General features: G+C 66.3%; 18 protein-coding genes. 10 read left to right on the top strand and 8 right to left on the bottom strand.

The genetic code is table 11. The annotated features are described in order from the left end of the window. Positions 1-34: 34 nt before the first annotated feature. Positions 35-400, bottom strand: a complete 366-nt coding sequence (locus ACPV3N_RS04110; protein ID WP_440115008.1) for a hypothetical protein — start codon at positions 398-400, stop codon at positions 35-37. 117 nt (positions 401-517) lie between these two features. On the opposite strand from ACPV3N_RS04110, the gene ACPV3N_RS04105 reads away from it, so the two are divergent. From ACPV3N_RS04105 to ribB, 8 genes are all read left to right on the top strand, one after another. Then, positions 518-1,717 carry a parallel beta-helix domain-containing protein gene (locus ACPV3N_RS04105; RefSeq protein ID WP_440115007.1) on the top strand — a complete coding sequence of 400 codons (1,200 nt, stop codon included), beginning with the start codon at positions 518-520 and terminating at the stop codon, positions 1,715-1,717. Next, a complete protein-coding gene (locus ACPV3N_RS04100; protein WP_440115005.1) occupies positions 1,714-2,763 on the top strand; it encodes an SO2930 family diheme c-type cytochrome in 1,050 nt (349 codons plus the stop codon). Before ACPV3N_RS04105 ends, ACPV3N_RS04100 begins: the two co-directional genes overlap by 4 nt. Before the next feature lie 42 nt (positions 2,764-2,805). Continuing rightward, on the top strand, positions 2,806-3,501 hold the full coding sequence (locus ACPV3N_RS04095) for an aspartate/glutamate racemase family protein (RefSeq protein ID WP_440115003.1): 696 nt from the start codon (positions 2,806-2,808) through the stop codon (positions 3,499-3,501). Between the two features lie 111 nt (positions 3,502-3,612). After that, positions 3,613-4,737 (top strand): S8 family serine peptidase, encoded by a 1,125-nt coding sequence (locus ACPV3N_RS04090; protein WP_440115001.1) that lies wholly within the window; start codon positions 3,613-3,615, stop codon positions 4,735-4,737. A 151-nt stretch (positions 4,738-4,888) separates the two neighbouring features. After that, entirely contained in the window at positions 4,889-6,049 is a 1,161-nt protein-coding gene (locus tag ACPV3N_RS04085; protein WP_440117431.1) for a deoxyguanosinetriphosphate triphosphohydrolase, read from the top strand. After that, positions 6,042-6,740, top strand: coding sequence for an NAD(P)H-binding protein (locus tag ACPV3N_RS04080; RefSeq protein ID WP_440114999.1), 699 nt, complete (start codon positions 6,042-6,044; stop codon positions 6,738-6,740). The genes ACPV3N_RS04085 and ACPV3N_RS04080 overlap by 8 nt, the downstream gene beginning before the upstream one ends. Then, positions 6,737-7,468, top strand: coding sequence for an Nmad3 family putative nucleotide modification protein (locus ACPV3N_RS04075; RefSeq protein WP_440114997.1), 732 nt, complete (start codon positions 6,737-6,739; stop codon positions 7,466-7,468). Before ACPV3N_RS04080 ends, ACPV3N_RS04075 begins: the two co-directional genes overlap by 4 nt. A 47-nt stretch (positions 7,469-7,515) precedes the next feature. Continuing rightward, positions 7,516-8,817 (top strand): 3,4-dihydroxy-2-butanone-4-phosphate synthase, encoded by a 1,302-nt coding sequence (gene ribB, locus ACPV3N_RS04070; protein WP_440114995.1) that lies wholly within the window; start codon positions 7,516-7,518, stop codon positions 8,815-8,817. Between the two features lie 10 nt (positions 8,818-8,827). On the opposite strand, the gene ruvX is transcribed toward ribB, so the two are convergent. From ruvX to pyrE, 7 genes are read right to left on the bottom strand one after another with little or no spacing between them, the layout of a single operon-like run. After that, on the bottom strand, positions 8,828-9,313 hold the full coding sequence (ruvX, locus tag ACPV3N_RS04065) for a Holliday junction resolvase RuvX (protein ID WP_440114993.1): 486 nt from the start codon (positions 9,311-9,313) through the stop codon (positions 8,828-8,830). Next, positions 9,295-10,530: a DUF3089 domain-containing protein gene (locus tag ACPV3N_RS04060; RefSeq protein WP_440114991.1), complete on the bottom strand. Its 1,236-nt coding sequence runs from the start codon at positions 10,528-10,530 to the stop codon at positions 9,295-9,297. Before ACPV3N_RS04060 ends, ruvX begins: the two co-directional genes overlap by 19 nt. After that, positions 10,530-11,651, bottom strand: a complete 1,122-nt coding sequence (locus tag ACPV3N_RS04055; protein ID WP_440114989.1) for an AI-2E family transporter — start codon at positions 11,649-11,651, stop codon at positions 10,530-10,532. The genes ACPV3N_RS04060 and ACPV3N_RS04055 overlap by 1 nt, the downstream gene beginning before the upstream one ends. Further along, positions 11,644-12,528 carry a signal peptidase I gene (gene lepB / locus ACPV3N_RS04050; protein ID WP_440114987.1) on the bottom strand — a complete coding sequence of 295 codons (885 nt, stop codon included), beginning with the start codon at positions 12,526-12,528 and terminating at the stop codon, positions 11,644-11,646. Before lepB ends, ACPV3N_RS04055 begins: the two co-directional genes overlap by 8 nt. Further along, a complete protein-coding gene (gene acpS / locus ACPV3N_RS04045) occupies positions 12,525-12,944 on the bottom strand; it encodes a holo-ACP synthase (RefSeq protein ID WP_440114985.1) in 420 nt (139 codons plus the stop codon). The genes lepB and acpS overlap by 4 nt, the downstream gene beginning before the upstream one ends. A gap of 10 nt (positions 12,945-12,954) precedes the next feature. Next, on the bottom strand, positions 12,955-13,686 hold the full coding sequence (locus tag ACPV3N_RS04040; protein WP_440114983.1) for a pyridoxine 5'-phosphate synthase: 732 nt from the start codon (positions 13,684-13,686) through the stop codon (positions 12,955-12,957). 13 nt (positions 13,687-13,699) lie between these two features. Beyond that, on the bottom strand, positions 13,700-14,278 hold the full coding sequence (gene pyrE / locus ACPV3N_RS04035) for an orotate phosphoribosyltransferase (RefSeq protein WP_440114981.1): 579 nt from the start codon (positions 14,276-14,278) through the stop codon (positions 13,700-13,702). A 188-nt stretch (positions 14,279-14,466) separates the two neighbouring features. On the opposite strand from pyrE, the gene coxB reads away from it, so the two are divergent. Next, complete coding sequence (gene coxB, locus ACPV3N_RS04030) at positions 14,467-15,585, top strand: cytochrome c oxidase subunit II (protein WP_440114979.1); 1,119 nt, start codon at positions 14,467-14,469, stop codon at positions 15,583-15,585. Positions 15,586-15,616: 31 nt separating this feature from the next. Then, positions 15,617-17,335, top strand: a complete 1,719-nt coding sequence (gene ctaD / locus ACPV3N_RS04025) for a cytochrome c oxidase subunit I (protein ID WP_440114977.1) — start codon at positions 15,617-15,619, stop codon at positions 17,333-17,335. Positions 17,336-17,367 lie beyond the last annotated feature (32 nt).

Below are 17,367 nucleotides of genomic sequence, written 5' to 3'. Positions count from 1 at the left end.
GCGCGGCGAGGCGCGATTGCTCTGGAGGAGAGCCTCAGGTTCCCTTCACCGTGGGCAGCCCGTTCGTGAGCGCGAAGTCCCCGAACGCGAACTTGCAGGTGTCGAACCCCGTCCACACTACCGGCGTGTCGTCGCCTTCGAAGGTCATCCGGACGTCGTACTTGCAGACCTTGGCGTCCTTGTCGAAGTGGACGGTGTAGTCGGCACCGGGCTTGATCGTCCCGGAACCGATGTCCTCATCGCGCTTGTCCTTTTTCCAGTTGCCCGATCCGGCGACGGACACCTCGACCAGCGTGATCGTCTTGCCGGTCTTGTTGACCAGCACGAAGTCCCAGTTCTCGGCCAGTGCCGGGGCAGCGCCCGCCATTGCCGTCGCGGCGACCAAGAGTTTGAAACGCATCGCAAACGCTCCTCTCTCTCACGTAACTTCTCGAGCAGACTGCGCCCTGGCGGCGAGTCTGGCAAGAGGCCCTATGGGGCGTTGACTAACAGCCCTGTCAGTTGCAGCCTGCCACGTATGAGATTGACCCTGATCGCGCCGCTGACGCTCGCCGCCGCCACCGCCTCGCCCGCGCTTTGCGCCACGCACGACATCGCCGCGGGTGACGGTGCGCAAACTCGTCTGCAGGAGGCACTGATCCTGGCCGAGCCAGGTGACGAGATCGTGCTCGGCGCCGGACGCTTTTCGCTCGACGACGGGCTCAGCCTCGACGTCGACGGGGTGACGGTGCGGGGCGCGGGGATGGACGCCACGGTGCTCGACTTCACCGGCCAGAAGGGCGCGGGCGAAGGGCTGCTGGTTACAAGCGACAGGGTCACCTTGCGCGACTTCGCGGTCGAGAACCCCAAGGGCGACGGGATCAAGTCCAAGGGCGCCGACGACATCGTCTACTACCGCGTTCGGGTCGCCTGGACCGGGGGGCCGCTCTCGACCAACGGCGCCTACGGGATCTACCCGGTCGAGAGCAGCAACGTGCTGATCGACGGTGTGCAGGTTTCGGGAGCCTCGGACGCGGGGATCTACGTGGGGCAGAGCAGAAAGATCACGGTTCGCAATTCTCTCGCGCAGGCCAACGTCGCGGGGATCGAGATTGAGAACAGCCGCGACGCGCTGGTGGAGGCGAACCTCGTCACCCGCAATACCGGCGGCATCCTCGTCTTCGACCTGCCGAGTCTGCCGGTCATGGGGGGCGGCAACGTTCTAGTGCGCGACAACCTCGTGATCGACAACGACACGTCCAATTTTGCGCCGCCCGGGAACATCGTGGCCGGGGTCAGGCGAGGAACCGGAATCATGGTGATGGCCAACGACGCGGTCACGGTCGAGCACAACACGATTACCGGAAATCCGACCGCTGCGGTCATGGTCGTCGCCTATCCGCGCGCGTTCGACGATGCGCGGTACAATCCCTATCCGCGCAAGGTGGCAGTCGGCGCCAACCGGGTCGGCGGCAACGGGACCGATCCTCAGATCGGCGGCGGCGAGCAACTGGTCGCCCTGTTTGGCGGGGCGCTGCCCCCGGTCATGTGGGACGGGCTGGGCGACGGCGCGCTGACCGTCCACCCGGACATGCGCGGGTGGACCCTTGCGCTCGCCAGGCAAGGACAGGGTCCCGACGAGGCCAAGCCTGCGCTTGCGGCCTTTGCCCCCTTTGCCGACGCTGTCGATCGCGCCGCGGTGGGCGCTTCGACGGACCTCGACGCACGCCTCAGATGATCCGCTCGATCGCCTTGCCTGCGGCTGCGGTCGCGGCGCTGCTCGGCGCGCTGACGGCGCAGGCGACCCCGGTAGGGTCGGTCGACCAGTCGGCAATCCTCGACGACGGGATGCCTCGCAGCCTGTCCGAGTTCGGCTTTTTCGCCGACCCGGTCGCCCAGGTCCCCGGCAAGAGCGTGGTGCCCTACCGGCTCAACACGCCGCTCTGGTCCGACGGGGCGGACAAGCTGCGGTTCGTGTATGTGCCGCCCGGCAAGCAGGCGCGGGCGGATGGGGAGGGCTTGCTCGATTTCCCGGTCGGATCAGCGCTTATCAAGACATTCGCGTTCCAGCAGGACGGCAAGCGGCGCCTGATCGAAACCCGCGTGCTTCTTCGCCGCGCAAGCGATTGGGTTGCACTACCTTACCTGTGGAACGCCGAGCAAACCGAGGCGACCCTCGCGATCGCCGGTGCGCGCGTCCCGCTTACCACACCCGGAGGCGAGGACATCGAATACCGCGTTCCCAACAAGAACCAGTGCAAGGAATGTCACGGCCTTCAGGGCGCGGTGGTTCCGATTGGCCCGAAGGCGGCCAATCTGTCGGAGGAGTGGCTCGCGGCCTTTCGGGGCGCGGGTCACATGGATGCGGTACCCAAGGTCGCGGCGCGAATGCCGCTGTGGGAAGAGCGGTCCTCGGCCCCCGTCGAAGCGGCCGCGCGGGGCTATCTCGACGTCAACTGCGCGCATTGCCACCGACCGGGCGGGTCGGCCTCCAACTCCGGTCTCGACCTGCGTTGGCAACAGGCCGATCCCGGCAAGCTCGGCGTGATGAAGCGCCCGGTGGCCGCCGGACGCGGTGCGGGGGATTTCCTGTTCGATATCGTGCCCGGCGAGCCGGGCCGGTCGATCCTGGTCCACCGGATGGGCAGCCTCGAAGGCGGCGTGGCGATGCCCGAACTCGGCAAGGCGACCATCGACCACGATGGACTCGACGTTGTGAAACGGTGGATCGCCGGTCTTGTCCCCGTTTCGCAGGCGCCTCCCGGTGGACGCGGGGGCGGCTGACGCGCTAACCGGGCAGCGGGCGCGTACTGAGGGAGCGACAATTTGCGCAGACTGGGGCTGATCGGGGGAATGAGCTGGGCCTCCACGCGCGATTACTACGAGTTCCTCAACCGCGGCATCCAGCGTCAGGTTTCCCCCGATTCCAGCGCGCCGCTGCTGATCGAAAGCCTCGACTTCGCATCGCTCAGGGCGATCACGGACGACGCGGGCTGGGATCACGCGGCCGGAGTGCTGTCCGAAAGCGCCCGGCGGCTCGTCGATGCTGGTGCGGGCGCACTCCTGATCTGCGCCAACTCGATGCACAAGGTGTACGACCGGGTGGCGGAGGCCGCGGGAGTGCCGGTCATCCACATCGCCGATTGCGTCGCGCGCGAGATGCAGGCCGCCGGGATCACAAGTGCCGCCCTGGTCGGCACGCGCAACGTCATGACCGAAAGCTTCTATCGCCGCCGGCTCGTCAGCCACGGGGTCGACCTGGTGCCGCCAGACATGGCCCAAGTCGAACTGATCGACCGGATCATTTACGAGGAACTGATGCGGGGCAAGGCGACCCGCGACGCGGAGCGGGCGCTGAAGACCTGGATCACCCTCAAGGAACGCGAAGGCGCCAGGGCGATCGTGCTTGCCTGCACCGAGCTTTCGATGATCGTCGATGTCGATGCGAATGTGCTGCCGGTGTTCGATTCAACCCGGGCCCATTGCCGCGCCGGCGTGGCATGGTTACTGGGCGACGAATAGTGCAAAGCGTGCGACGAATGGTTTGATTGCCAACCGGGTAATGATCTTTGTCTATTCCCTTTGGTTAGGGGTGAGGCATTCTACCCTTCCTGTCTAAGGGAGGGACTATCAATGACAAAACGGGTTGCCGGCCGCATCGCGGCCTTCAGCGGCGTCGCACTGGCCGCCGCGCTTGCCGCCACGCCGGCGCACGCCGCGGCGGGTGACAAGATTGCCAATTCCTACATTTGCGTCTTCAAGAACGACCGCGTGGCGAGAGGCGACGTCGCGGCCAAGGCGAATGCCGCAGCGCGCTCTCACGGCGGAGCAGTCGGCCACGTCTACTCGCACACGATACGCGGCTTTTCCGCCAACATGAGCGAGCAGGGCATGAACGCCATGCGCCGGAGCAATCCTTCGATCGCATTCTGCGAGCAAGACCAGGAGATGGCCATTGCCGTAGTCGCGCAGGGAAGGCCCGAGGGGCCGACCGCAAAGGCCGAGACTGTTCCATGGGGTATCACGCGCGTCGGCGGCGGCGGCAGCACCGCGAGCGGGAAGGCATGGGTGCTCGACACCGGGATCGACCTCGATCACCCCGACCTCAACGTGAACGTCGCGCTTAGCGCAAGCTTCACCCGCGAGAAGAACGCTGACGATGGCAACGGCCATGGATCGCACGTGGCTGGGACCATCGGCGCCAAGGCGAACAACGGGATCGGCGTACTCGGCGTGGCGCCGGGGGTCCAGCTCGTCGCGGTCAAGGTGCTGACCCGGAGCGGCTCGGGGACCAACAGCGGCGTGATTGCCGGGGTGGACTACGCGGGCAAGAACTTTGCAGCGGGTGATGTGGCGAACATGAGCCTCGGTGGCGGATTCAGCCAGGCTCTCAATGACGCGGTGATTGCCGCGGCTGCCAAGGGCCTCAAGTTTGCGCTAGCCGCCGGCAACGAATCGACCAGCGCAACCACCAAGTCGCCGGCTTCGGCGAACGGGCCAAACATCTACACGATTTCCTCGTTCGCGCAGGGAGACACGTGGTCGAGTTTCTCGAACTACGGCAATCCGCCGGTCGATTTTGCCGAGCCGGGTTCCTCTATCTATTCGACCTATAAGAGCGGCGGATATGCGACGCTTTCGGGTACCTCGATGGCCAGCCCCCATGCCGCAGGCCTGCTCTTGTTCGGCACGCCGAAAAGCGGCGGCACGGTTTCGGGCGACCCTGACGGCAACCCGGACACCATCGGCATCAAGTGACCACCGTTTCCGGCGGGTCGCACCTGGCCGGATGATCTGCGGGCCGCGCGTCGTTGCGATGCGCGGCCCGTTTTTTTGTCGGGCGCGGGGCGATGTTCCGCTGCTGTTCCCGTTGCCCGGGCGGGACGCGCCCACTAACCGCCTGATGCCGATGACGCTCGCCCCCTATGCTGCCGATCCAGCCGCCAGTCGCGGCCGCGAGTTCGCCGAGAGGCGCGAGGGCACCCGCGGACCCCGCAGCGAGTTCCAGCGCGATCGCGACCGGATCGTCCATTCGATCGCTTTCCGCCGCCTCAAGGCGAAGACACAGGTCTTCATAGCGCCGGACGGCGATCACTATCGCACGCGTCTGACCCACAGCATCGAGGTGGCACAAATCGGCCGCGTGATTGCCCGCGCGCTCGGGCTCGACGAGGACCTGACCGAAGCCCTGTGCCTCGCCCACGACATCGGCCATCCGCCGTTCGGCCATGCCGGCGAGGACGCGCTGCGCGAGGCGATGGCGGAGCGCGGCGGGTTCGACCATAACGCCCACACGTTGCGGGTCCTCATGCGCCTCGAAAACCCGTATTGCGACCACCCGGGGCTGAACCTGTCGTGGGACCTGCTCGAGGGGCTGGCGAAGCACAACGGGCCGGTGAGCACCCCCAACTGGGCGCTCGCCGAACTCGACGAGGCATTCCCGCTCGATCTCGGCGCTTGGCCAAGCCTCGAAGCGCAGGTCGCTGCGATTGCCGACGATATCGCCTACGACAACCACGACATCGACGACGGCCTTCGTGCCGGTTTCCTCCTTCTCGACGACCTGCTGGACCTTCCCGCGATCGCCGAGCAGTACCGCGCGGTAGAGCGGCGCCATCCATCCGCCAGCGTCGACCAGCGCCTGCGCGAACTGGTCCGCAGCCGGATCGGACTGATGGTCAACGACGTGATCGACACGACCCGCACGAACGCGAAGGGAATGCGCAGCGTGGCCGAAGTTCGCGCGCATCCCGGGCAACTTGCCGGGTTCTCTGCCGCGATGGGCGAAGAGGAGCGAGCGCTCAAGGCGTTCATGTACGAGCGGCTCTATTACCATCCCGAACAGCTGACCGCGGCCAGTCGCGCGCGCGACGTCGTTTCACGGCTGTTCGCGGCCTATGACCAGAACCCGGCTGCGCTGCCGCCTGAGTGGCGTGCGGCGCTGCCCGAGGACGAACCCGGGCGTAGCCGGCATCTTGCCGATTTCATCGCCGGAATGACCGACAGGTTCGCGATCCGCCAGTGCACCGAGATATTCGGACGCGAGCCGGAGGGGCTTCGCAATGTCTGAACCTCTGCGGATCGCGCTCGTCGGTGCGACGGGGCTGATCGGCCGCGAGGTAATGCGGCTGGCCGTCGGGCGCGAGGACATGCGACTCGTTGCGGTAGCCCGGCGCGAAACTCCGTTGCCGCCGGGAGCGCGAATGGAGATGTTCGTCGCCGATCCGGCCAAGTGGGGGGAAGTGTTCGAGGCAGTACGCCCGAATGCAGTGATTTGCGCGCTCGGGACGACGTGGAAGAAGGCGGGGCGCGACGAGGAGGCTTTCCGCGCGGTCGATCACGCCCTCGTGATCGCAACAGCAAAGACCGCAAGGGAACACGGAGCCGAAAGGTTCGTCGTCGTGAGCTCGGCCGGTGCCGACCCCATGTCGAAGGCGCTCTACCTGCGAACCAAGGGTCAGGTCGAGGGCGAACTTGGCAAGCTGCGGTTCAAGAGGCTCGACGTGCTTCGCCCCGGACTTTTGCGAGGCAAGCGATCGGGAGATCGCCGGGTGCTGGAACGGGCCGGTGTCCTCGCCAGCCCGCTCTTCGACCTCCTGCTCCTTGGATCGCGGCGGGGCTTTCGCTCGATTGCTGGCGAGACGGTCGCCAAGGCCGCGCTCGCGCTCGCGACACGCAAGGCGGCGGGGCGGTTCGTGCACGACAACGATGCAATCCTGCGCGCGGCCGCGAGCCTTTCGGTGCCGCTCCCGAACGCATGAAGATCGTCTTTAGCCGCAAGGGTTTCGACAGCGCTTCGGGCGGCGGACCATCGCCGATCGTCGACGGCCGGCCGGTCAGCCTGCCTATTCCCAGCAGCGGCGGATCGGGAACGACCTGGGATGATCTCGGTCTCGGCAATCATGTCGTGCGGGCGAGCCGCGGGCGGCACCACGGCAGCGAGGAGTGCCACCACGACCCCATGTTCCTCGAGGGGGGAACCTGTCTTTTCGGGCAGTGCGGCGCTGCGCAGACGCATCTTGCCAATCGCGGGGTGGGGCTCGGCGACGTGTTTCTCTTCTTCGGCCTGTTTCGCGAGGCCGGTCATGCGCCGCACCACCGGATCTTCGGCTACATCGTCGTGGAAGAGATCCTCGTCGTCGCAGCGCTTGAAGAGGAGCGACGCGCGGAGCTGGTCCGCGCCCGCCACCCTCATGCCGTATCCCCCTTTGCGGCGAACGATGTGATCTACGCGGGACGGGGCCGGACGGCGGCACGCGCCATGCCGAGTTTACGCCTGACCGCCCCGGGCGAAAGGCCGAGCACGTGGGACAGGCCGACGTGGCTGAAGCAAGGCGGGCTGAGCTATCACGACGACCCCGCGCGGTGGCACGCGGACGGACGCCTGCGCGCAGCTTCACGGGGACAGGAATTCGTCGCCGACATCGGCCGGCGGACGGTTCCCCGGCGTTGGCTCGCGTCGGTGATCGCCGCCATCGAGCACGGCTAGCACATTTTGCTGTGGCATTCACATTTCGATGTGATAACGCTGCCCGAATGACCACATTGACTATCGCCAACACGACCATTCAGCGGGTCCGCGATCTGGTGGCGGGCAATCGCATGAGCCGCGCCGCGCTCGCCCGCGCGGCAGGCCTTCACGCGAATTCCCTGCGCGACTGTCTCGAGCCGGGCTGGAACCCGACTGCCGATACGCTGGGCAAGCTGGACAACTTTCTGTCCGTGAACGACGAGCGGCCTGTAATCGTCCCGGCCGAGGAGATCATCGACGAGGCGCGCAACGGGCGCATGTTCATCCTTGTCGACGACGAGGACCGCGAGAATGAGGGCGATCTCGTCATCCCGGCCCAGATGGCGACGCCCAACGCGATCAATTTCATGGCGACTCACGGGCGCGGCCTGGTGTGCCTCGCGATGACGCGCCAGCGGGTCGAGCAGCTTGGCCTCGACCTGATGAGCCGCAACAACCGCACTCGTCATGAAACCGCCTTCACCACCTCGATCGAAGCGCGCGAGGGCGTCTCCACCGGCATTTCGGCGGGCGACCGCGCACGCACGATCTCGGTCGCGATCGACGGGACCAAGGGCCGCGACGATATCGTTACACCGGGCCACGTGTTCCCGCTCGTCGCGCGCGACGGCGGCGTCCTGGTGCGGGCGGGGCATACCGAGGCGGCAGTCGACATCTCCCGGCTCGCCGGGCTGAATCCTTCGGGCGTGATCTGCGAGATCATGAACGAGGATGGCACGATGTCGCGCCTGTCGGACTTGGTGCGCTTCGCGCGGTTGCACGACCTCAAGATCGGCACGATCCGCGACCTCATCGCCTATCGCCGTCGCCACGACCACCTGATCGAGCGGCGCGGCGAGCGACGCTTCACCAGCAAGTGGGGCGGCGATTGGCAGGCGATCGCCTTCTACAACCGCGCGACGGGCGAGGAGAACCTCGCGCTCGTGAAGGGATCTGTCAGGCCCGACCGGCCGACGCTGGTGCGGATGCACGCACTGTCGCTGTTCGACGACGTGTTCGGCGAGGACGGCCCGCGCGGGCAGCTGATCGAACGGTCGATGGAGATCATCGGGGGCGAGGGCGCCGGAATTATCGTGCTGATCAACCGTGCGAGTTCCGACTACGTGAGCCGCGCGATCGCGCGCGAGGGCGGCATGCCGCCCGCGAACGAAACGCAGGTGACAGAGCAGCGCGACTACGGCGGGGGGGCGCAGATCCTCGGTGCGCTCGGCGTGCACGACATGATCCTGCTGACCAACACAGAGCATTCGCTCGTCGCGCTCGAAGGATATGGCCTGAGCATAGTCGGCCAGCGGACCCTCGACTGACAGCCCGACGCTAGAGCAAGGCGCCCGACAGCGCGTCGATCGCCGCCTGCAGGATCACTGCGGCGGCGTGCGAATCGATGCGCTCCTTGCGCCGTGCCCGGCTCATGTCCTGCTCGATCAGCGACCGCTCGGCGCTGACGGTCGACCAGCGCTCGTCCCACAGCAGGATCGGCAGGCCGAGCGCCGCCGACAGGTTGCGGGCATAGGCACGACTCGCCTGCGCGCGCGGCCCTTCGCTGCCGTCCATGTTGCGCGGCAGGCCGATGACCACGCCGCGCACCGCCCGCTCGGCGCACAGCCGCGCAAGCGTTTCGCGGTCGCGGCCGAACTTTCCGCGCTCGAGTGTCTTGCCCGCCGTGGCGAACCGCCAGCCGGCATCGCATGTCGCGGTACCGATGGTCCTGGTGCCCAGATCGAGCGCGAGCAGAACGCCGCCGTCGGGCAGCGCTGCGCCGAAATCCCGCGCGCTGGCAGTGATCAGGTTGCCGGCTTCCACGCTGCCGTCCGCCGCGCCACATCGGCCTGCAGGTTCGCCCAGAACAGCGGGATGTCGTATACGTGGTAGTTGTTGCCCGGAAGGACGCCAGGGCCGAGGTCGGGCGGGTCGCCGATCAAGAGCAGCCCGGTGTCCGGGTCGCACCGCGCGGGGACCAGCCCGGCGATGAGCTCGCCGCTCGAGAAATCGCTCGTCGGCTTGAGGGTGCCACGGTTCTCGGCAGCGTCCGCCATGCCGTTCAGCGTGCCGCTGACCGGGTTGACGCAAACGATCGGGCCGTTCCCACGCGGCTGTCCGTCGAACCCGGTGGTGGCAGTGAACCGTTCGAACACCTGGCTGGGATCGGCGGGTTCGGCAAAGCTCGACCAGGTCATGATGCAGTTTGCCTGGTCTGGCGTGGCACAGGCGGGAAAGCTGATCGCGGGCAGGTCGTGCGCGACCGAAATCGGCCAACCGATCGGGTAGACCATCGCAATCCGCTCTTCGAGCGGGGTACCGCCAATCCGTTCGCGGAGCAGACGCAGGACCATCAGCGCGCCCTGGCTGTGGCCTGCCAGCACGATCGGGGTGTCATCGTCGACCGTGGCGACGAAGAAATCGAATGCCTGCACGATGTCGCGATATGCGAGGTCAAGTGCCTTTTGCGCCTGCGGCTTGTCGGTCAGGAACGCGCCGAATACCGCCTGCCGGTATTTCGGTGCCCAGATCTCGTCGGCGTCGGCAAAGGGGCTGGCCATCCCGCGCAGGAACAGGCGGGCGCGGGTCTCGGCCTCCTCGTCGCCCAGAGGTGCGTTCCACGGGGCATCGTTTCCGATGGCCGGACGGATGTAGCTGGTGGGGTGAACGAAAAAGACGGCGTAATCTCTGCCTGCCGGGTCATCAGCGGGCTGAATCGCCGAGGACGCTGTCGATTTGGGGATCGAAGCCCGGGCCTGTGCGGTGAGCGATCGTTCGGCCGCGGGCGATTCTGGCGACGCAACGCTGGCGGCGGGCGCGGGCCAGTAGCGCGCGGGATCGTCCGCACCCATGCCGGGCCGCGAATACCACATCCCGGGGTCGGCATAGGCGTTGGTTTCGAGCGCGGGCTGCTCGACGAAATCGCCGCGGGGCACGAACGCAAATTCGGTGGCTTCCTTGGACCAGATGCTCAGCGCGATCGCCCCTGCGATCACGAGGAAGATAACGAACGCGATGAAGTACAGGAACTTGCGTGCCATCAGGCTGGCGATCCCTCGGTTTCGGCGCGGCCCGCTTCGGCGTCGCCATCTTCCTGTTCGAGCCAGTGCGCACGGCGCTCGAGCGCGGTCTTGATCATGGCCAGCATGGGATCGGCGAAGGTGAGGCCGAGCACCCCGAAAAGGACGCCCATTATCAGCTGGAATCCCAGCACCAGACCCGGCGCTAGATCGACCGTCTTCTTGGCGATCATCGGCACGAGGATGTACCCGTCGAAGTTCTGCACCGCGAAGTAGATCGCGATCGTCCACAGACCCATCTCTGTCCCGCCAGAGAAGCCGACCAGCACCATCAGGATGCCCGAAATGATTGCCCCGATGTTGGGAATGAAGGCGAGCAGCCCGGTTATGAGGCCCAGCAGCGCTGCCATCGGAACTCCCACCAGACTCAGCGCGATGTAGGTGAAGAACCCTTCGGCAAACATGCCCACAAGCCGGCCTGCAAGGAGCCGCCGCATGGTGAACGCCATGTGCCCGAGCGTGTCGGCAACCTGGTCGCGATGTTCCTCCGCCACCATCCACGACAGCCCGCGTTCGTAGGGTCGCGGATCAATGGCGAGGTAGATGCCGATGATCACGATGAGGACTAGGGTCGTCAGGCCCCCGACGACCCCGCCGATCGCGCGGGTCACCGTGCCGACGCCGCTGGTCAGGCTGCCGGCAAAGCCCTGGATATCGCTCTGGTCGATCGCCACGCCCTTCGATCCCAGCCAGGCGGCCGCACGGCCTAGCTGTTCGGAGACCAGCGCGGGAAATTCCGCGGCCTGATCGGCGATCTGGCTTCCGGCGAAGCGAACGAGCCAGAACAGGAATCCCGCCGTCAGCAGCAGGACGATGGCCACCCGCAAGCCGCGCGCGATCGGAAGGACCCGCGCGATGAGCCTCGCGCCGCCATCGATCATTGCCGCGAATACCAGCGCGCCGAAGATCACGAGGAGCGACTGGGCAAGGTAGATCGCCAGCACGACAAGACCGATGACGCCTGCCCAGACCGCCGCGCGCTTCGCCTCGTAGCGCAGCTCGGGGCTGGAGATGCGAGTGGGGCTGGTGCCCACGTCCGCGTCGTCCATGTCGATCGGCGGCGGCGCGGCCTTGTCATTCATCTGCTGCTGGGCCTTTCGTGATGGCGGGCCGCAGGGTCGACCAGGCGCGGCCGTCGCGCAAGCTGCTCCACCAGGTCAGCGGATTGAGGGTGGTCGTCCCGTCGAGGGAAAAGGTGATGAATTCGGCTCGACCGCCGACGTTCGCCAGGGGCACGGGGCCACCGAGTCCGCTTTCCCAGGTTTCGGCCCGGCTGTCGGCCGAATGGTCGCGGTTGTCGCCCATGAGAAATACGTGGCCCGCGGGCACCAGCGTCTCGGGGTAGTTGTCGAGCGGCTGGTCGCGGTGGTCGACGATCCGGTAGCTGGCGCCGTTCGGAAGCGTCTCGCGCCGGGCGGGGACCTCGTAAAAATCCCGGCCGTCAGCGGAGCGGACGCGGTAGTTCTCGAAGTAGCCGAGGCACGGTACGCGGTCGCACATCTGGGCATCGACGGGAATGCGTATGTCGGGCTCGACCCTTTGCGGGACCGGCTTCCCGTTGAGGATGATCTGGCCGTTCTGCACGGCGATGCGGTCGCCGGGAAGCGCGACGACCCGCTTGATGTAATCCTCGTCGCGGTTCGGGGGAACGGCGATCACTACGTCGCCGTATTCCGGAGTCGCGGGCCAGATCCGCGTATCGCCCCGCGGCAGCACGTGGAACGACGCCGAAACCCAGCTCCAGCCATAGGGGTATTTCGAGACGACCAGCCGGTCGCCGACCATCAGGTTGGGCACCATCGAAGTCGACGGGATGTAGAAGGGCTTGGCCACGAGGCTGTGGAACGCGAGGACCGCGAGAAGCATCAGCACCAGCCCGCGCAGTTCGGCCAGCCAGTCGATCTTCTCGCGCTTCTTGTCGGGGCTGCTCATCGGCTGGATATCGCTCAGGGAAGTCATGGGGCCAGGATGCTCGTCGAAGGGACTGCCTCGATTACGACGAAGGCCTGTGCCCATGGGTGATCATCGGTTAGGGTGAGATGAATGCGCGCCTCATGGCCGCCCGGCACAAGTTCGGCAAGCCGGATTGCCGCGCCGCCGGTGAGCGCGAGCGTCGGTGCGCCGGACGGGGCGTTAACGACCCCGATGTCCTTGTGAAACACCCCGCGGCGAAAGCCCGTGCCGACTGCCTTGGCATAGGCTTCCTTCGCCGCCCATCGCTTGGCGAAAGTACCCACGCGCGTGAACGGTCGCTTGGCCGCCTTGGCGCGCTCGACATCGGTGAAGCAGCGCGCCTCGAACTTCTCGCCCCACCGGTCGAGCGAACTGGCGATCCGCTCCATGTTGGTAAGGTCGCTGCCCATGCCGATGATCATAGCTGCAGGCTCACCGTGCAGCGTCCATCAGATCACGCATCCGCAGCACAGCCGGCTCGAGGCCCACGAACACCGCTTCGCCGACCAGGTAGTGACCGATGTTGAGTTCGGCGAGCTGTGGAATGGCGGCGATCGGCTGGACGTTGTCGTAGGTCAGGCCGTGACCGGCATGTGGCTCGATCCCGTTCTTGGCGGCGAGAGCAGCCATATCGGCGATGCGCTTGAGCTCGATCGGTACCTGGTCGCCGGTGGCATGGGCGTATTCGCCGGTATGGAATTCGACAACCGGAACGCTGAGCCTGAGGGCAGCGTCGAGTTGCCGCTCGCTCGCCTCGATGAACAGGCTGACCCGGATGCCGGCGTCCTTGAGCTTCCACACGATCGGATAGAGGTGATTGTGCTGCCCAGCCGCGTCAAGACCGCCCTCGGTCGTGCGCTCCTGGCGCTTTTCGGGCACGATGCACACAGCGTGCGGCTTGTGGCGCAGCGCGATCGCGAGCATTTCCTCGGTCGCCGCCATCTCGAGGTTCAATGGCAGGTCGGTCGCCGCCTGGATGCGGGCAAGGTCGTCGTCGCGAATGTGGCGCCGGTCTTCGCGCAGATGCGCGGTGATGCCGTCGCCACCGCAGCGCGCCACGATTTCGGCCGCGCGCACGGGATCGGGATGGTCGCCGCCGCGCGCGTTGCGGATCGTCGCGACGTGGTCGATGTTGACGCCCAGTCTCAGCGGATGGGGACGCACTTTACCGGCCAAGTTACCTGCGGCTCCCCGGCTTGGTCACCGGAACGGCGGCGAGTTCGGGCGGCAGTTCGTCCTCGGCGTAGCTGGGGAACCGGATGTCGATCAGAGGGAAGAAGGGAACACCGAGATCGGCGGTGCCGTTGCTGCGGTCTACGAGCGCGGCTTCTGCGATAACTTCGCCGCCTTCGCGCCTCACCGCCTCGATGGCCTCGCGGCTGGAGAGACCGGTGGTGACCACGTCCTCGACCATCAGCACCCGGGCGCCCTCGTCGAGACGGAATCCACGGCGCAGCTCGAACGTGCCCTCCGGCCGCTCGAGAAACAGCGCATCCTTGCCCAGCGCACGGCCCATCTCGTGGCCGATGATAATCCCCCCCATCGCCGGGCTGACGACGACGTCAACCTGCTGCCGGAGGTCGCGCGGGAGCTTCTGGGCAAGGGCGATGGCCAGGTTGCCGGCGCGATCGGGGTTCATCAGGACGCGCGCACATTGCAGGTAGTGCGCGCTGTGCCGCCCGCTCGACAGCTTGAAGTGTCCCTCGAGCAGGGCTTCGCAGCTACGGAATTCGTGCAGGACTTCTTCTTCGGTCATCGCGGATGGTCGGCGCTCGTGCAGGGGGTGGGGAAAGGCTGGCAAAAATCTCCCTAGAAGCGCTTGAGGCATGGGGCAAGCGCGCGTATAGGCCCGCCCAAACCCCCGTCCGCGGGGTTTCTCCGGCCTGCCATGAGGGCGGAAAACCGGGCTGTAAGAATTAGGTCAAGACGGGAAGTTTCGCACCGATGATCCTCGGCAAATCGTTCCTCCGCACTTTCGCCCCGCTGTGGGCTGCGCTCTTCCTGGCGCTCGCCCCCCAGGCCGCGCTGGCGCAGGAGCCGGATTCGGTGGCGAGCAACCCCGCATCGGCGACCGAGGCCGCGCCTGGCGCGAGCGAACTCGGCGCTGCAGCCATCGGCGCGGTGGACGACAAGGCCGACGCCTCGAGCGAAGACGTCGCGGAGGGCGCATCGGCCTACAAGCCGCTTGGCCCCGAGTGGATCAAGGGCCAGCCTCATGCCGGCGGCTGGGACGTGCAGAAGCAGTACTCCCCGACCGGCGAACAGGCCTACACGCTGCATTACTGGCTCATTTGGGTGATGGCGGTCATCTCCGCCTTCGTGCTCGGCCTGATGCTGTACGTGATGATCCGCTTCCGCCGCAGCCGCAATCCGGTTCCCTCGCGCACGACCCACAACACCACGATCGAGGTCGTCTGGACGCTCCTGCCGGTACTCATCCTCGTCGGCATCGCTCTGCCCTCGATCAGCCTGCTTTCGGCTCAGTACAAGAGCGCGCCCAAGGATGCGCTGACGGTGAAGGTGACCGGCTACCAGTGGTACTGGGGCTACACCTATCCCGATAACGGCGGTTTCGAGGTGATCTCGAACATGCTCCCCGATGACGAGGCTGTTGCCCGCGGCGAGCCGGCGCAGCTTGCGGTCGACAACCGCATGGTCGTTCCGGCGGGCGAATGGATCCGCGTGCAGACCACTGCCGCCGACGTGATCCACTCGTTCGCGGTGCCGAGCCTGTGGTTCAAGCTCGACGCGGTACCCGGCCGGCTGAACGAGAAGCGCATGCTCATCAAGGAGCCCGGCATCTATTACGGCCAGTGCTCCGAGCTCTGCGGTGCCAAGCACGGCTACATGCCCATCGCCGTCGAGGCGCTGCCGCGCCCGCAGTTCGAGGCGTGGGTCCGGGCCCAGGGGGGAACCGTCGGTTCGGCCGAGGCTGCCCCGGCACCGTCCGCCGCTCCGCTCCAGCAGCCCGAAAGCGGCGCCCAGCAGCCTGCCGGCGCTCCGGCGAACGCCACTGCCGGTACGCCGCCCAGCGCACCCGCCGCCGTCAAGCCCATCGCCTGATCATCCGATTCGAAGCACAGAGACCCCAGCAATGGCCACCACCGCCGACACCTTCCAGGCTCACCACGACGATCACGCGCACCACGACGCGGATCACAAGCCCGGTTTCTTCGCCCGCTGGTTCATGTCGACCAACCACAAGGACATCGGCACGCTGTACCTGATCTTCGCGATCATCGCCGGCATCGTCGGCGGCGCGATGTCGGGCGTGATGCGCGCCGAGCTGGCCGAGCCGGGCATCCAGGTGCTGGGCAGCTGGGTCGCCCTGATGGGCGGCGAGGCCAGCTTCGAGGCCAACCTCCACGCGTGGAACGTGCTGATCACCGGCCACGGTCTGATCATGGTGTTCTTCATGGTCATGCCCGCGATGATCGGCGGCTTCGGCAACTGGTTCGTGCCGCTGATGATCGGCGCGCCCGACATGGCCTTCCCGCGGATGAACAACATCTCGTTCTGGCTGACCGTGGCGGGCTTCACCTCGCTGGTGATCTCGCTGTTCGTCCCGGGCGATGCGACTGGCAACGGATCGGGCACCGGCTGGACGGTCTATGCGCCGCTGTCGACCAGCGGGGCGCCGGGTCCGGCGACTGACTTCGCGATTTTCGCGCTGCACCTTGCCGGCGCAGCGTCGATCATGGGTGCGATCAACTTCATCACGACGATCTTCAACATGCGTGCGCCGGGCATGACACTGCACAAGATGCCGCTGTTCGTGTGGTCGATCCTGGTCACCGCGTTCCTGCTGTTGCTGGCGCTGCCCGTGCTGGCCGCCGCGATCACCATGCTGATCACCGACCGCAACTTCGGCACCACGTTCTTCGCGGCCGAGGGTGGCGGCGACCCGATCCTCTATCAGCACCTGTTCTGGTTCTTCGGGCACCCGGAAGTCTACATCATGATCCTGCCGGGCTTCGGCATGATCAGCCAGATCGTCGCCACATTCAGCCGCAAGCCGGTGTTCGGCTACCTCGGCATGGCCTACGCGATGGTCGCGATCGGCGTCGTCGGCTTCATCGTCTGGGCGCACCATATGTACACCGTGGGCCTCGACGTGAACACGAAGATGTATTTCACGGCCGCCACGATGGTCATCGCGGTGCCGACCGGCGTGAAGATCTTCAGCTGGATCGCCACGATGTGGGGCGGATCGATCGAGTTCAAGTCGCCGATGGTCTGGGCGCTGGGCATGATCTTCCTGTTCACCGTGGGCGGCGTGACCGGCGTCTATCTTGCCAATGGCGGCGTGGACGACGTCGTGCACGACACCTACTTCGTCGTCGCGCACTTCCACTACGTGCTGTCGATGGGCGCCGTGTTCAGCCTGTTCGCGGGCTTCTACTACTGGTTCCCTAAGATGAGTGGCCGGATGCACTCCGAACTGCTCGCGCACCTGCACTTCTGGGGCTTCTTCATCGGCGTGAACGTGATCTTCTTCCCGCAGCACTTCCTCGGCTGGCAGGGCATGCCGCGCCGCTATCCCGACTATGCCGAGGCGTTTTCGTACTTCAACGAGATCAGTTCGCTGGGTTACGTGATCATGGCCGGGTCGATGATCTTCTTCTTCGCCAACCTCGTATACGCGTTCACCGCGGGCAAGAAGGTCGGCGCCAACTACTGGGGCGAAGGGGCCACCACGCTCGAGTGGAGCCTGTCGAGCCCGCCGCCCTATCACCAGTTCGAAACGCTGCCGGTGATCGAGGACGACCACGATTACCACAACCACCTGCCCAAGGGCGCCGCTCCGGCCTGACCCTTGCAGGATTGACAAGCGAAGCGGCCGGT

The organism is Tsuneonella sediminis, from assembly GCF_051912845.1.
GTDB classification, from domain to species: domain Bacteria; phylum Pseudomonadota; class Alphaproteobacteria; order Sphingomonadales; family Sphingomonadaceae; genus Tsuneonella; species Tsuneonella sediminis.
This window is presented reverse-complemented; position numbering and strand designations above follow the sequence as displayed.

Coding starts and splice junctions, on each gene's coding strand:
- ACPV3N_RS04110 (WP_440115008.1), bottom strand. CDS start 400: ATGCGTTTCAAACTCTTGGTCGCCGCGACGGCAATGGCGGGCGCTGCC.
- ACPV3N_RS04105 (WP_440115007.1), top strand. CDS start 518: ATGAGATTGACCCTGATCGCGCCGCTGACGCTCGCCGCCGCCACCGCC.
- ACPV3N_RS04100 (WP_440115005.1), top strand. CDS start 1,714: ATGATCCGCTCGATCGCCTTGCCTGCGGCTGCGGTCGCGGCGCTGCTC.
- ACPV3N_RS04090 (WP_440115001.1), top strand. CDS start 3,613: ATGACAAAACGGGTTGCCGGCCGCATCGCGGCCTTCAGCGGCGTCGCA.
- ACPV3N_RS04085 (WP_440117431.1), top strand. CDS start 4,889: ATGACGCTCGCCCCCTATGCTGCCGATCCAGCCGCCAGTCGCGGCCGC.
- ACPV3N_RS04080 (WP_440114999.1), top strand. CDS start 6,042: ATGTCTGAACCTCTGCGGATCGCGCTCGTCGGTGCGACGGGGCTGATC.
- ACPV3N_RS04075 (WP_440114997.1), top strand. CDS start 6,737: ATGAAGATCGTCTTTAGCCGCAAGGGTTTCGACAGCGCTTCGGGCGGC.
- ribB (WP_440114995.1), top strand. CDS start 7,516: ATGACCACATTGACTATCGCCAACACGACCATTCAGCGGGTCCGCGAT.
- ACPV3N_RS04060 (WP_440114991.1), bottom strand. CDS start 10,530: ATGGCACGCAAGTTCCTGTACTTCATCGCGTTCGTTATCTTCCTCGTG.
- ACPV3N_RS04055 (WP_440114989.1), bottom strand. CDS start 11,651: ATGAATGACAAGGCCGCGCCGCCGCCGATCGACATGGACGACGCGGAC.
- lepB (WP_440114987.1), bottom strand. CDS start 12,528: ATGACTTCCCTGAGCGATATCCAGCCGATGAGCAGCCCCGACAAGAAG.
- acpS (WP_440114985.1), bottom strand. CDS start 12,944: ATGATCATCGGCATGGGCAGCGACCTTACCAACATGGAGCGGATCGCC.
- pyrE (WP_440114981.1), bottom strand. CDS start 14,278: ATGACCGAAGAAGAAGTCCTGCACGAATTCCGTAGCTGCGAAGCCCTG.
- coxB (WP_440114979.1), top strand. CDS start 14,467: ATGATCCTCGGCAAATCGTTCCTCCGCACTTTCGCCCCGCTGTGGGCT.
- ctaD (WP_440114977.1), top strand. CDS start 15,617: ATGGCCACCACCGCCGACACCTTCCAGGCTCACCACGACGATCACGCG.